Annotated in this window: 12 protein-coding genes and 2 tRNA genes; 9 read left to right on the top strand and 5 right to left on the bottom strand. The window is 64.9% G+C overall.

Features of this window, described 5'->3' with window-relative positions; all coding sequences use genetic code 11:
- Positions 1-6: 6 nt before the first annotated feature.
- Positions 7-705, bottom strand: coding sequence for a WbqC family protein (locus ACE191_RS09305; protein WP_400191925.1), 699 nt, complete (start codon positions 703-705; stop codon positions 7-9).
- Between the two features lie 195 nt (positions 706-900).
- On the opposite strand from ACE191_RS09305, the gene ACE191_RS09300 reads away from it, so the two are divergent.
- Both ACE191_RS09300 and ACE191_RS09295 read left to right on the top strand, forming a co-directional pair.
- Positions 901-1,770 carry a hypothetical protein gene (locus ACE191_RS09300; protein WP_400191924.1) on the top strand — a complete coding sequence of 290 codons (870 nt, stop codon included), beginning with the start codon at positions 901-903 and terminating at the stop codon, positions 1,768-1,770.
- Positions 1,767-2,666 (top strand): lysophospholipid acyltransferase family protein, encoded by a 900-nt coding sequence (locus tag ACE191_RS09295; RefSeq protein ID WP_400191923.1) that lies wholly within the window; start codon positions 1,767-1,769, stop codon positions 2,664-2,666. Before ACE191_RS09300 ends, ACE191_RS09295 begins: the two co-directional genes overlap by 4 nt.
- Before the next feature lie 73 nt (positions 2,667-2,739).
- Here the strand turns inward: ACE191_RS09295 and ACE191_RS09290 are convergent, their stop codons facing one another.
- From ACE191_RS09290 to ACE191_RS09280, 3 genes are all read right to left on the bottom strand, one after another.
- Positions 2,740-3,372 (bottom strand): L-threonylcarbamoyladenylate synthase, encoded by a 633-nt coding sequence (locus ACE191_RS09290; RefSeq protein WP_400191922.1) that lies wholly within the window; start codon positions 3,370-3,372, stop codon positions 2,740-2,742.
- A 126-nt stretch (positions 3,373-3,498) separates the two neighbouring features.
- Positions 3,499-4,329, bottom strand: a complete 831-nt coding sequence (locus ACE191_RS09285; protein WP_400191921.1) for a T9SS type A sorting domain-containing protein — start codon at positions 4,327-4,329, stop codon at positions 3,499-3,501.
- Positions 4,330-4,486: 157 nt separating this feature from the next.
- A complete protein-coding gene (locus ACE191_RS09280) occupies positions 4,487-5,461 on the bottom strand; it encodes a T9SS type A sorting domain-containing protein (RefSeq protein ID WP_400191920.1) in 975 nt (324 codons plus the stop codon).
- 132 nt (positions 5,462-5,593) lie between these two features.
- Here ACE191_RS09280 and mltG point away from each other — a divergent pair, with 132 nt between their 5' ends.
- From mltG to ACE191_RS09255, 5 genes are all read left to right on the top strand, one after another.
- Positions 5,594-6,667, top strand: coding sequence for an endolytic transglycosylase MltG (gene mltG / locus ACE191_RS09275; protein ID WP_400191919.1), 1,074 nt, complete (start codon positions 5,594-5,596; stop codon positions 6,665-6,667).
- A gap of 81 nt (positions 6,668-6,748) precedes the next feature.
- Positions 6,749-7,159 carry an acyl-CoA thioesterase gene (locus ACE191_RS09270; protein WP_400191918.1) on the top strand — a complete coding sequence of 137 codons (411 nt, stop codon included), beginning with the start codon at positions 6,749-6,751 and terminating at the stop codon, positions 7,157-7,159.
- An 89-nt stretch (positions 7,160-7,248) separates the two neighbouring features.
- Positions 7,249-8,217 carry a YihY/virulence factor BrkB family protein gene (locus ACE191_RS09265; protein ID WP_400191917.1) on the top strand — a complete coding sequence of 323 codons (969 nt, stop codon included), beginning with the start codon at positions 7,249-7,251 and terminating at the stop codon, positions 8,215-8,217.
- A 134-nt stretch (positions 8,218-8,351) separates the two neighbouring features.
- Positions 8,352-8,438: transfer RNA gene (locus tag ACE191_RS09260), tRNA-Ser, on the top strand.
- Positions 8,439-8,492: 54 nt separating this feature from the next.
- Positions 8,493-8,577, top strand: a tRNA-Ser gene (locus tag ACE191_RS09255).
- A gap of 143 nt (positions 8,578-8,720) precedes the next feature.
- On the opposite strand, the gene ACE191_RS09250 is transcribed toward ACE191_RS09255, so the two are convergent.
- A complete protein-coding gene (locus tag ACE191_RS09250; protein ID WP_400191916.1) occupies positions 8,721-9,329 on the bottom strand; it encodes a Crp/Fnr family transcriptional regulator in 609 nt (202 codons plus the stop codon).
- A 119-nt stretch (positions 9,330-9,448) separates the two neighbouring features.
- Here ACE191_RS09250 and ACE191_RS09245 point away from each other — a divergent pair, with 119 nt between their 5' ends.
- Both ACE191_RS09245 and ACE191_RS09240 read left to right on the top strand, forming a co-directional pair.
- On the top strand, positions 9,449-10,585 hold the full coding sequence (locus ACE191_RS09245; protein WP_400191915.1) for an FAD-dependent monooxygenase: 1,137 nt from the start codon (positions 9,449-9,451) through the stop codon (positions 10,583-10,585).
- Between the two features lie 78 nt (positions 10,586-10,663).
- A complete protein-coding gene (locus ACE191_RS09240; protein WP_400191914.1) occupies positions 10,664-11,536 on the top strand; it encodes a carbohydrate kinase family protein in 873 nt (290 codons plus the stop codon).
- The last annotated feature ends 31 nt before the right edge of the window (positions 11,537-11,567 follow it).

Below are 11,567 nucleotides of genomic sequence, written 5' to 3'. Positions count from 1 at the left end.
AGAGTGTTACCGGATGTCAGGTATTAAACCGGCCGTTTGGGTCAAAGGTTCGGCACCTTGTTCGCCCCCGGCACTGGATGCGGGCACCAGAAAAGTGCCGGCCGCCGGACCCACCGCGAACAAGAGGTCCAGCACGCTCAGGCCGGGTACAAAGCCCGCGCCAAAGCACTGCCGGTAGCCTTGCCGCAGCCCCGCGCCTGACGGGCTGTCAGGCAGGGCTTTCGGGCTAAGCCAATCCCGCCGATCCGTCAGCTGGCCGGCGGGGTAACGCGGGTGCCACTCGGTAGTAAACGCAACGGGCAGGGTGAGGCGCAGGCAGCGCAGCAGCAGCTGGAGCATTGCCAGGTTGAAATCAAAGAGCCGTTCGGGCCTGCTTACGTAAATGTCGTGCAAGTAGTCGGCGTAGTATTCGAAATACGAGCTGTTGCCGTAGGCCGTCTGCAAGGTGCGCCAGTGGCGGTGTACCCAGTTCTGCCGGTAATCGATGGCCAGCTCGTCGATGGGCGCTTTTTCGGAACGGTTGCCGTCGATGACCGGCACTGTGAGGGGCTGCACGCCCTGGGCCGTGAGAATGAGGCAGCGGTTGCGGTAAGTCTGCTTGCGGTAGTTCTCGTGGCGCTCCAGTACCAACCGCTCGGCCGTGAGCAGCTCGGCAAAAAATGCCGCGGGCGGGCAGTAGGGCAGCTCAAACAACACGGTGGACATGGGCAGCAACTGGGGGAGCGGGGCCGGGCCGACAACGCGGGCGGCCGGTCGGGTTGACAGAAACAAGGATGCGAAATACGGCCGGAATCCATAATTATTGCGCTGCGCCGGCCCGGCCGCGGGCCGCCGCGGACACTTCGGCCACCTTTTTGCGTTGTAGGCGCGTTAGTGCCTGTGCTTACTGCTTTGCTGCTTATGCTGTTTCGTCTGCTTCTGCCCCTTTTGCTTGTGCTGACTTCGGCGGCCATGGCTGCCACCCCGCAGCTGCTGCTCGACGTGGCCCGGTTTCGTACCCTGGCCGCGGGCAACAACTACGAAGTGGAAATCTACGCCACCGTGCCCGGCAACGGCCTTATCTACGTCAAGCGCGCACCTGGCAGCTTTCAGGCCGCCGCCGTGGTTACGCTGCAGGTGCTGAAAGCCAATGGGCAGGCCGCTTACTCCGAAACCATCACCCTCAAGCCCCCGGTCATTGGCGACACCACCATCGACCTGAAAAACCCGCAGAGCTTTCTCAAACGCATTACGCTGCCGGCGGGTCAGTACACCGTGCGCGGCGAGCTGCGCGACCAGTACCGTAAAAGTGCCACCCCGACGCGGGTGGAGCAGCCGCTGGCCTTGAATTTCGCCGCCAGCGGCCCCGTGCTCAGCGACCTTGTGTTTCTGGCCCGCCCCGCCAGCCAGACCACTGCGCAGAGCAACTTCACCAGGGGCAACTACCTGCTCACGCGCACGCCCGGCGGCAACTACGCCCGCGGGGCCGAGCAGCTGTACTTCTACCTCGAGCTGTACCAGGTGCCGGGCGGCCAGCCGCTGAAGCTGCACTATCACCTCGAGTCGGAGGAGGGTGCCGCAGCCGACGCCGACGCGGCCATTGCCGAAACCAAGTCGGGGCGGCCCACGCCGGTTGCGGGTGAGCTGCCGCTGGGGCCGCTGCCGGCCGGGGCCTACACGCTCACGGTGGAGGTGCGCAACGCGGCCGGCAAGGTGCTGGCCACGCAGAAAGGTAGTTTGCAGCGCCGCTCGCAGGAGTACGCGCCCGAGGGTGCATCTTTGCCCCGATGAATCACCCCAAGCCCACGCGCAACTTTGCGTGGTACTACCTGCCCGTCGAGGCCCTGCTGCTGGGCCTGTCGCGTTTGCCCATGCCGGTGCTCTACGTGGTGGCCGATGGGTTTTACCTGCTGATGCGCTACGTGCTGCGCTACCGCCACCGGGTGGTGTTCGGCAACATCCGCAACTCGTTTCCCGACAAACCGGAGGCCGAGGTGCGGGCCATTGCCCACGGCTTCTACCGCCACTTTGCCGATACCATTGTCGAGATTCTGAAGCTGGCCACCATCAGCCCCGCCGAGTTCAACCGGCGCGTGGTCATCACCAATCCCGAGCTGGGCGACGCCTACTTCGCCAAGGGCCGCACCATCATGTGCCTGGGCTCGCACCACGGCAACTGGGAGTGGATTGCCCCGGCGGGTGCCCAGCGCTGGCCCGGCCAGGTGGTGGGCGTGTACAAGCCCCTCAGCAACCCGTTCTTCGAGTACTTCGTGTACCGGCTGCGCACCCGCCTGGGTACTGGTCTGATTCCCATGCGCGAAACCATGCGCGACATGGAAGCCAACCGCGGCAAAGTCCGCTCGCTGAGCATGCTCTCGGATCAGTGCCCGCCCAAGAGTCGCTACGCCTACTGGACGCGCACGCTCAACCAGGACACGGCTTTCTTCACCGGCTCCGACCGCCTGGCCGTCACGTATCAGTGCCCGGTGCTCTACGCCAGCATCCGCAAGGTGAGGCGGGGCTACTGCACCATCACGCTGGATGAAATTTACGACGGCACAGCTCCGCTGAATCTGGCGGAGCACCCCATTACCGAGGCGTTTGCCCGGCGCGTTGAGCGCGACATCATGGAGCGCCCCGCCGAGTACCTCTGGTCGCACCGCCGCTGGAAGCTGAAAAAAGAGTGACAGGTAACACGTGATAGGTCAGTCCAGCCAACCTTATTACGTGTTACCCGTCACCTGTTACTTTCTCGCCCAATCACAGGTACTGCTCGATGTCGCCGGCGCCGGCGCGGATAACGTCGAAGTCCTCGGTGGTGCAGTCGACCACGGTGCTGGCTACGTTGTTGCCGTAGCCGCCGTCGATAACCAGGTCGACGAGCACGCGGTACTTCTCGTAAATCAGCTCGGGGTCGGTCGAGTACTCAATGATCTGGTCGTCGTCGTGAATGGAGGTGCTCACAATGGGGTTGCCCAGCTCGCGCACTAGGGCCAGAGCTATAGGGTTGTCGGGAATGCGGATGCCCACGGTCCGGCGCTTCACGCCGCCGTACTTGGGTGCCTTGGCACTGGCTTCGAAAATGAAGGTGAAAGGGCCGGGAAGCGCTTTCTTCAGCACTTTGTACACCGGCGTGGTAATGCCGTGGGCGTAGTCGCTGATGTGGGAGAGGTCGGAGCAGATAAACGAGAGGTTGGCCTTGTCGGGCTTGAGCCCGCGGATGCGACAGAGCTTTTCCACGGCCCGGGCGTTGGTGATGTCGCAGCCCAGCCCGTAAATGGTATCGGTAGGGTAGATGATGACGCCCCCGTTGCGCAGCACCTCTGCGGCCTGCTGAATGCGGTTTTGGGGCGGATTTTCGGGGTGAATACGCAGCAGCTGAGCCTGGGCCATAGGGTTTCGCGGATGAGGGTGGAAGAAGCCGGGTAATTACGAAATACCGTTATGACGCGCAAGTACGCCGGTAGGTTGTCCCGCGGCCGGCTGCTGCGCGGCGGCCGCATCGGTCGCAGGAGCTGGTCAGAGCTTGTTAAAGCGCTGCGTGCTGCGGCTCTCCCGCAGCTGCAGCTGCAGCACGTACAGGCCCGCGGGCCAGTGCCGCACGTCGAGCCGCAGCGGCTGCTGGGCTAGCACCGGGGCCCGCAACACTGCCCGGCCCTGCGCGTCGAACACCGTCATTATGCCAGCCGCCGGGCTGCTGACGGTGAGGTGAGGACCGGCGGGCAGTGGATATACCGCCAGCTGCGGCGCAGCCGCCTGCCGGCTGGCGGAGGCGAGGCGCACCGCCCCATACAAGCGCACGTTGTGCAGCCGCCAGGTGCCCGAGCCCTGTTCGGCGCCGTAGCCATAGAGGCGGAATTCCACGGGGCCTGCCAGGGAGGCAAATGCCGCGGGCAGCGCTACCTGCCAGTCGGTGCGGGTGTCGGTGTTATCGGGCACGGGGGCAGCGGCGAGGTCGGCACTGAAGCCGTCGAGGCTGGAGCGCAGGGCCCAGGCCCGGATGCCCGAGCCGGAGCGCCGCTCATCGAAGCGCAGGCTGTCGAGGCGCAGCCGGGCGGCGGCCAGGGGCTGCAGGCGCAGGGCAAAGTAGTCGGCCGTATCGGGCGCGGCGGCCAGCGTCCAGCCAGTAGCCGATATGGAGTTGCTGGCCAGCGAAACCGCTACGCCCGGACCGCGCGTCATGGGCGCCACCAGGGCGCCGGCGGGCTGGGCATCGGGGGGCAGCTGAACCTCGGCGCCGCTGGCGTTGGCAAACGAAAACGTTACCAGCTGGGCCTGGGTCGCCCGGGTGCTCAGGCCCAATCCCAGCAGTAGCAGGGCCCGGCGGGCCAGCGCGTCAGAGGTCGGCATACAAGTCTATTTGATCGAGGAATAGCAACATACGCATAATTGGCGGCGAGCAGCTAGGCCGGTTGAACGGCGCTGGCAAGCGGCAAAAAAACAAGCCCCGACCGGGTGGGTCGGGGCTTGTCAGCACTCAGCGGTGGGTCCGGGGACCCGGCTGAAATTAGCGCTTGATGATTTTGTGGGTGCTGGCTTCGCTGCCTTCGCCTACTACCACCACGTAGCTGCCGGCGGGCAGCTTGCTCACGTTCACGCGGCCTTCGGCAGCGGTGGTGCTGAGCACCTTGCGGCCCATCAGGTCGGAGATGGTAACGAGGGCTTTGGCGTTGCGGCCGTCCACCTGCACGTTCAGCACGGTGCTTACTTCGGTCGGGAACACGCTCACGTTGGCCTTGGCCGTGTTGCGGCGGGCGCTGGCAATGGCGCTGGTGCTTACCGTCAGGTCGTCAACGGCCAGCATAGCGTCGGTGCCGAAGTCGTTGGCGTCTTTCCAGCGGATCCACAGGGTGGTGTTGCTGGGCCAGTTCAGGGTGATGGAGCTGTTGAACGCGGCGCGGTTGATGGCCAGGTTGCCGTCGAGGGCCGTGCCGCCCACGTCGGCGTTGTTGGGCTCGGTCACGTTCAGGTTAGTTACGGCCGTCCAGGTGCCGGTGCTCAGGCTGGTGGCGTCGAGGCTGTACTCAAAAGCCAGTACCTCGTTCTGGGTGTTGTTCGAGCCCGAGCGCCACTGCTCCGCGCGGCCAGCTACGAACAGCTGGGTGATGGCCGCACCCGTCTGGTTGGAGAACACGGCGCCGAAAACCGGCACCGTCGAGCCCGAGGCGATGGAGCCCAGGGCGCGGTCGTTGGCGTTGGTGGTGCCCACGTTGTACACGGCGCCCGAGGTGCTGTTGCCATCGGAAATCACTGGGGCCAGCGTTTCGTTGGCCACGCCGGTGCCCGAGAGGCGGATACCCGTCCAGCCGTCGGGGTAGGTGGTGCCGCCGGCCGTCATCACGTCGAAGTTCTCGGTGTAGGGCGTAGCGGTGAGGTTGATGGGCGAGGGGCCCTGGGCCTGAGCCACCGAAGCACCTACGCTCAGCAGAAGTGCCAAGGCGGCAGCGCTGCGCGAAGCAAAACGCGAGTAGGAATGAAGCATGGTAAAAGGAAAAAGGGTTGACAACGGAAGAAGACCTTACTTTTGGCGGGTCAAATCTACGCGGAAACGAGCCGGCCGCCCAAATGGTTGTCCCGGCTTCCGCCAAGATTATATTTTCGTTAATCATTGCAAATGCCCACTCCTGCCGAGTACCGCGCCCGCGCCACCCGTCGCCGCAACCGCTTTGCCTACCCGCTGGGCATCCTTGGGGTGCTGCTGGTGACGTTTTCCTACTACGCCTACCAGATTTTCTTCACGCCCAACGTCGAAACCAAGGGCCGCCCCGCCTACGTGCTGGTGCGCCCGGGCCAGAGCTACAAATCGGTGATGAACAGCATCGACTCCAGCGGCGTCATCATCGACAAGCTCTCGTTTCACTTCGTGGCCAAGCTCATGAAGTACGACCAGCTGGTGAAGCCCGGCCGCTTCGAGCTCAAGGATGGCTACACCAACCGGCAAATGATCAACGACCTGCGCCGCGGCATTCAGGCCCCGCTCAAGCTTACCTTCCAGAACATCCGCCTGCGGCGCGATCTGGCCGGCAAGCTCAGCCAGAGCTTCGCTGCCCGCCCGCAGGAGTTCGACTCGCTGCTGAGCAGCAACGCCTACGCCCAGTCCCTGGGCTTCCGCGACACCACGGCGCTGCTGACCATGTTCATTCCCAACACCTACGAGCTGTACTTTACCACCCCGCCGCAGAAGGTGATGCAGCGCCTCAAGCAGGAATACGAGAAGTTCTGGACGCCCGCCCGCGACGCCCAGGCCAAGGCCCAGGGGCTGAGCCGTGCCGAGGTCAGCACCCTGGCCAGCATCGTGGAGGCCGAGCAGCAGCAGCACGCCGACGAGCGGCCCCGGGTGGCGGGCGTGTACCTCAACCGCCTCAAGCGCGGCATGAAGCTGCAGGCCGACCCCACGGTGGTGTACGCCAACGGCGACTTTGGCATTCGGCGGGTGCTGAACGTGCACCTGCAGAAAGACTCGCCCTACAACACGTATAAGTACGCCGGCCTGCCGCCCGGCCCCATCAACCTGCCCAGCATTGCCAGCATCGACGCGGTGCTGCGCCCCGAGCAGCACAACTACCTGTACTTCTGCGCCAAGGAGGATTTCAGCGGCTACCACGCCTTCGCCACCAACGAGCGGGACCACATCCTGAACGCCCGCCGCTACCAGGCCGCCCTCACCCGCTCGGGAATCATGAAGTAGTCATTTCGTTGTTCGTTGTTCGGCACTGATGCCGGAGGGCGGAACCGCAACGAAAAACAAAAAACGAACAACGAAAAACGAATGTTCTCCTCCGACACCCACATCCGCGTCCGCTACGCCGAAACCGACCAGATGGGCTACGTGTACCACGGCAACTTTGCCGCGTACTTCGAGGTAGCCCGCACCGAGGCGTTCCGCCAGCTGGGCATTAGCTACCGCGAGCTGGAGGCCGAGGGCGTGGGCATGCCGGTGGGGGAGCTGCGCGTCAAGTTTAAGCGCCCCGCCCGCTACGACGATTTGCTGCGCGTGCGCATGCTCCTGCGCCAGATGCCCGAAGGCTCGCGGGTGCTGTTCGAGTACGAAATCTACAACGAGGCCGACGAGCTGCTCACCGAGGGCTCCACGCTGATGGTGTTCGTGAGCAGCGCCACCGGCCGCCCCACCGCCATTCCCCCGCACGTGCTCGACGGCATCCGGCCGTACTTTAGTTAAGTTATCAGTTGTCAGTTGCGGGTTGACGGTTCGCGCTGACGTTGGTCCTGGCAACTCGTAACCGACAACCGGCAACCGGCAACTGCACCATGAACCTGCCCAACCGCTACCGTCGGCTCATTAACTCCCGGCGCACCCGCACCTACCGGCGCTTCATCACCTGGCTGCGCGCCATGCGCTTTCAGGGCGGGCGCGTGTCGATGTACGACGTGGTGGACACCCTGCTGCAGCAGCTCAAGCTCGACTCGCTCACCAAGCGGGCCAGCTACATGGCCTTCAACTTCACGGTGGCGCTGTTTCCCACCATCATCTTCCTGTTCACGCTCATTCCCTACATTCCGGTGCCGGGTCTCAACCAGGATATTCTGCAGTTCCTGGGCGACATCATGCCCCGCGAGATGTACGCGGCCACCCGCGACACCATCGAGGACATCGTCAACATTCCCCACGGCGGGCTGCTCTCGTTTGGTTTTCTGGCCGCCCTGGTGCTGAGCTCCAACGGCATCATGGCCCTGCTCGACGCCTTCGACAAAAAGCACAGCATCTTCCGGCGCCGCAGCTACCTGCGCAAGCGCGTCATTGCCACGGTGCTCACCGTGGGCCTGGCCGTGGCATTGCTCTTTACGGTGGTGGCCCTGCTGTTCGGCACCTACATCGTCGATGCCCTGGTGTACTACGAAATCGTGCCCGAGCGGCTGACCGGGCTGCTGCTGGGTTTGCTCAAGTACGGCTCGGTAGCGGGGCTGTTCTTTTTCGGTACCTGCGCCGTGTACTACTACGTGCCCGCGGTGCAAAGCCGCTGGCCGTTTCTCTCGGCCGGCGCGGTGGTGGCCACGGTGCTCATTCTGCTCGTGTCGCTGCTCTTTGCCCTCTACGTGCGCATCTTCGACAGCTACAACAACTTCTATGGCTCCATTGGCACGCTGGTGGGCTTCATGGTGTGGCTGGATTTCGTGTGCATGACCCTGATTCTGGGCTTCGAGGTCAACATCAGCGTCGACGAGCTGACCGGCCGGGGCCAGAGCCGGCAGCTGCGCCGGGCCGCGGCTTCGGCCTGACAACGTACTGGGCTGGCAGCAAGCCAGATGCTGCCGCGGGCGGGCGCCGGGTAAATTTTTTTGCGCCGAACTGTTGCGTCAACCACCCCGGCCGACTAGTTTTGCCGTCCCAAACCACTCAACATTTGGGTCACAGAGAGGTGGCAGAGTGGTCGAATGCGACGGATTCGAAATCCGTTATACCTGCAAGGGTATCGGGGGTTCGAATCCCCCCCTCTCTGCAAAAAGGCTTTTCCGGGTCGCCGAAAAAGCCTTTTTTTGTGAATACCCGCCACAGAGGAGTGGCAGAGTGGTCGATTGCGGCGGTCTTGAAAACCGTTGAGGGTAACACCTCCGGGGGTTCGAATCCCTCCTCCTCTGCAGAAAAGCCCGTTTCCAGCTTGGAAACGGGCTTTTTCGTTGGTGTGGCTGGGAAGCGAGTAACGGCCTGACTGTTTCTACTGCAGTCAGGTCTGGCCCAGGCATTGGTGGGCAGCTGGCGCAGGCCGGCAGTCGGGCCGATTTCAGCTGCGCTTTGGGGTGGCCGCCTGGGTAGCGGCCGCCGCGGCGCGCAGGCGGCTCAGGCTGACCTGGGTAATGCCCAGGTAGGAGGCAATGTGCTTCAGGGGGCAGCGGTTGAGCAGCCCGGGGTACTTATCGCCCAACTCCTGGTAGCGCCGGGCCGCATCGTGGAAGCGGATGCTTTCGATGCGCTGCTGCCCTTCCAGCATGCCGAAGGTGGCCAGCAAGCGACCGGCCCGCTCCACCTCGTGAAACTGCGCGCCGAGTCGCTCCAGGTCGGCGTAGGCAATGGCGTACACCACCGAATCTTCCAGTACCTGAATGCCCTTGTGCGAAGGCGTGCCCGTGAACAGGCTGGCTACGGCGCCGATGAACTGCTGGTCGATGGCGAAGTAGTCGGTCACGTCCACCGCTTCGTGAAAGTAAAACACCCGCGCCAGCCCCGTGTGCACGAAATACAGGTGCCGCGACACCTCACCCACCGCCAGCAGGGCCGCGTTGCGCGCTACCTCGCGCCGCGCCACGCACTGGTCCAGCGCGGTGGCCGCCGCCGCCGGGAGCGGGCTGAACTGGTGCAGGGTGGCGGTGAGGGGCGAAAGGGGCTGGGGCATGGCGGGCGAATGGGGCGGCAAAATAAGGCAGCGGGCGCCATTACTTAACATATGTAAAACCGGCCCGGCGGCCCGCCCCCTAGTTTTGCGGCATACTTCGCTTCTACCTCACCAAGGCTATGAAAATCAGCATTGTGGGTGCGGGCATTGCCGGGCTGGCAATGGCCGTGGCCCTGAAACGCGCCGGCTTCGACCCCGAACTCTTTGAAGCCGCTCCCGCCGTGCGGGCCGCCGGCGCCGGCCTGGGCCTGGCGCCCAACGCCATCAAAGCCCTGGCCGCGCTGGGCCTGGCCGAGCAGGTGGTGCCGCTGGGCCGCGCGCTGCCCTACTTTCGCATTCAGGCGCGCCGCGGCACCGTGCTCACCCACACCGACAGCCGCGCCGTCAGCGCCCGGTACGGGCTCGACAACTTCGCCATTCACCGCGCGGCTCTCCACCAGGCGCTGCTGCAGGCCCTGGGCGACGTGCCCATCCATACCGGCAAGCAGGCCATTGGGCTGATCCAGGACGGCAACGCTGTGCAGCTGGCGTTTCAGGACGGCAGCCTGCACCAAACGCCCTACCTGGTGGTGGCCGACGGCATCCAGTCGGCTCTGCGCCGCCAGCTGGTGCCCCACTCGGTTCCCCGCTACGCCGGCTACAGCTGCTGGCGGGCCGTGGTCGACGCGCCCGACCTTGACGTGCCGGGCGCATTCGAAACCTGGGACCCGGCGGGCCGGTTCGGCCTGGTGCCCCTGCGCCAGGGGCAGCTCTACTGGTTTGCCTGCCTCGCCGGACCCGCCCAGTGCCCCGCGTTCAAGGCCTACACGCTGGCCGACCTGCAGCAGCAATTTCAGCACTTCCACGACCCGGTGCCGGCGGTGCTGGCGCGCACCACGCCGGCGCAGCTGCTGCACCACGACATCTACGACCTGGAGCCGCTCGACCGCTTTGCCTACGGCAACGTGCTGCTGGTAGGCGACGCGGCCCACGGCATGACGCCCAACCTGGGCCAGGGTGCCTGCCAGGCCCTGGAAGACGCCGTCGTGCTGGGCGCTATTCTGCGGCAGCAATCCGGGGTGCGGGAGGCCTTTCAGGAGTTTGAGCGCCAGCGCCTGCCCCGCACCGGGGCCCTTATCCGCCAGTCGCGGCGCGTGGGAGAGGTGGCGCAGACCACCAATCCGCTGCTGGCCGCGCTGCGCAATACCCTGCTGCGCCTGGCGCCGGGGCGGCTGCAGCAGCGGCAGTTCGACCAGCTCTACAACGTGCAGTTTTAAGCGGCCTGTTTCCTGCGAGCTACGTCGAAACCGGCGCGGACCAGCCGGTTTCGACGTAGCTCGCTTATTTGCCATTGTATGTCCCACGTGCTCATTCTGGGCGGCACTACGTTCGACCACGTCGTGACGCTACCCCACCTGCCTTCCCCGGTTCCGCAAACCATCCACTCGGCCCCGTTTCACGAGGGTACCGGCTCCACTGGCGCGGGCAAGGCCTTGGCGCTGACGCGGCTGGGCCTGGCCAATACCCTGTATTCCGCCCTCGGCGACGATGCCTTCGGGCGCCACATCGTGGCCGACCTGCAAGCCCAGGGCGTGGACTTCCGCTACCACCTGGACCCCGCCGGCACCGAGCGGCACATCAACCTGATGGACGCCACCGGCCGGCGCATCTCGTTGTTCGTAACCCAATCGTCGGAGGAATTGGCCTTCGACCTGGCAGCGGTAACCGAGCTGGTGAGCCGGAGTCGGTGCGTGGTGCTGAACATCATTCCCTACTGCCGCCAGTTCATTCCCCTGCTGCAGGGCTATCCGTACCCCGTCTGGACCGACCTGCACGATTACGACGGCCAGAACCCCTACCACCAGTCCTTCATCGACGCGGCCCGGTACATTCACCTCAGCTCCGACAACCTGCCGGACTACCGCGCGGTGATGCAGCGGCTGGTGGCCGAGGGCAAGCAGCTGGTCGTGTGTACGCACGGCGCGGCCGGGGCTACGCTGCTCACTGCGGCGGGCCAGTGGCTGGAACAGCCCGCCGAGCCGGTGCCGGTCGTGGTGGATGCGAACGGCGCGGGTGATAGTTTCTTCGCCGGTTTTCTGTTCGGCTACCTGCAGAATAAGCCCCTGCCGACCTGCCTGCGCTACGGCGCCTTGTGCGGCGCCTGGAGTGTGGGAACCCGGGGACTGGTAGGCGAGGGGCTGACCGCTGCGGCGCTGGAAGCTGGTTAGTTAGGTCGGCTCAGGGGCTGAACCCCGGGAA

The organism is Hymenobacter sp. B81 (assembly GCF_044628455.1).
Taxonomy (GTDB): domain Bacteria; phylum Bacteroidota; class Bacteroidia; order Cytophagales; family Hymenobacteraceae; genus Solirubrum.
This window is presented reverse-complemented; position numbering and strand designations above follow the sequence as displayed.

Excerpts from the sequence above, each read along its gene's own strand:
- ACE191_RS09295 (WP_400191923.1), top strand. The coding sequence starts at position 1,767 with ATGAATCACCCCAAGCCCACGCGCAACTTTGCGTGGTACTACCTGCCC.
- ACE191_RS09250 (WP_400191916.1), bottom strand. The coding sequence starts at position 9,329 with ATGCCCCAGCCCCTTTCGCCCCTCACCGCCACCCTGCACCAGTTCAGC.
- ACE191_RS09300 (WP_400191924.1), top strand. The coding sequence starts at position 901 with ATGCTGTTTCGTCTGCTTCTGCCCCTTTTGCTTGTGCTGACTTCGGCG.
- ACE191_RS09265 (WP_400191917.1), top strand. The coding sequence starts at position 7,249 with ATGAACCTGCCCAACCGCTACCGTCGGCTCATTAACTCCCGGCGCACC.
- mltG (WP_400191919.1), top strand. The coding sequence starts at position 5,594 with ATGCCCACTCCTGCCGAGTACCGCGCCCGCGCCACCCGTCGCCGCAAC.
- ACE191_RS09305 (WP_400191925.1), bottom strand. The coding sequence starts at position 705 with ATGTCCACCGTGTTGTTTGAGCTGCCCTACTGCCCGCCCGCGGCATTT.
- ACE191_RS09270 (WP_400191918.1), top strand. The coding sequence starts at position 6,749 with ATGTTCTCCTCCGACACCCACATCCGCGTCCGCTACGCCGAAACCGAC.
- ACE191_RS09280 (WP_400191920.1), bottom strand. The coding sequence starts at position 5,461 with ATGCTTCATTCCTACTCGCGTTTTGCTTCGCGCAGCGCTGCCGCCTTG.
- ACE191_RS09245 (WP_400191915.1), top strand. The coding sequence starts at position 9,449 with ATGAAAATCAGCATTGTGGGTGCGGGCATTGCCGGGCTGGCAATGGCC.
- ACE191_RS09240 (WP_400191914.1), top strand. The coding sequence starts at position 10,664 with ATGTCCCACGTGCTCATTCTGGGCGGCACTACGTTCGACCACGTCGTG.
- ACE191_RS09290 (WP_400191922.1), bottom strand. The coding sequence starts at position 3,372 with ATGGCCCAGGCTCAGCTGCTGCGTATTCACCCCGAAAATCCGCCCCAA.
- ACE191_RS09285 (WP_400191921.1), bottom strand. The coding sequence starts at position 4,329 with ATGCCGACCTCTGACGCGCTGGCCCGCCGGGCCCTGCTACTGCTGGGA.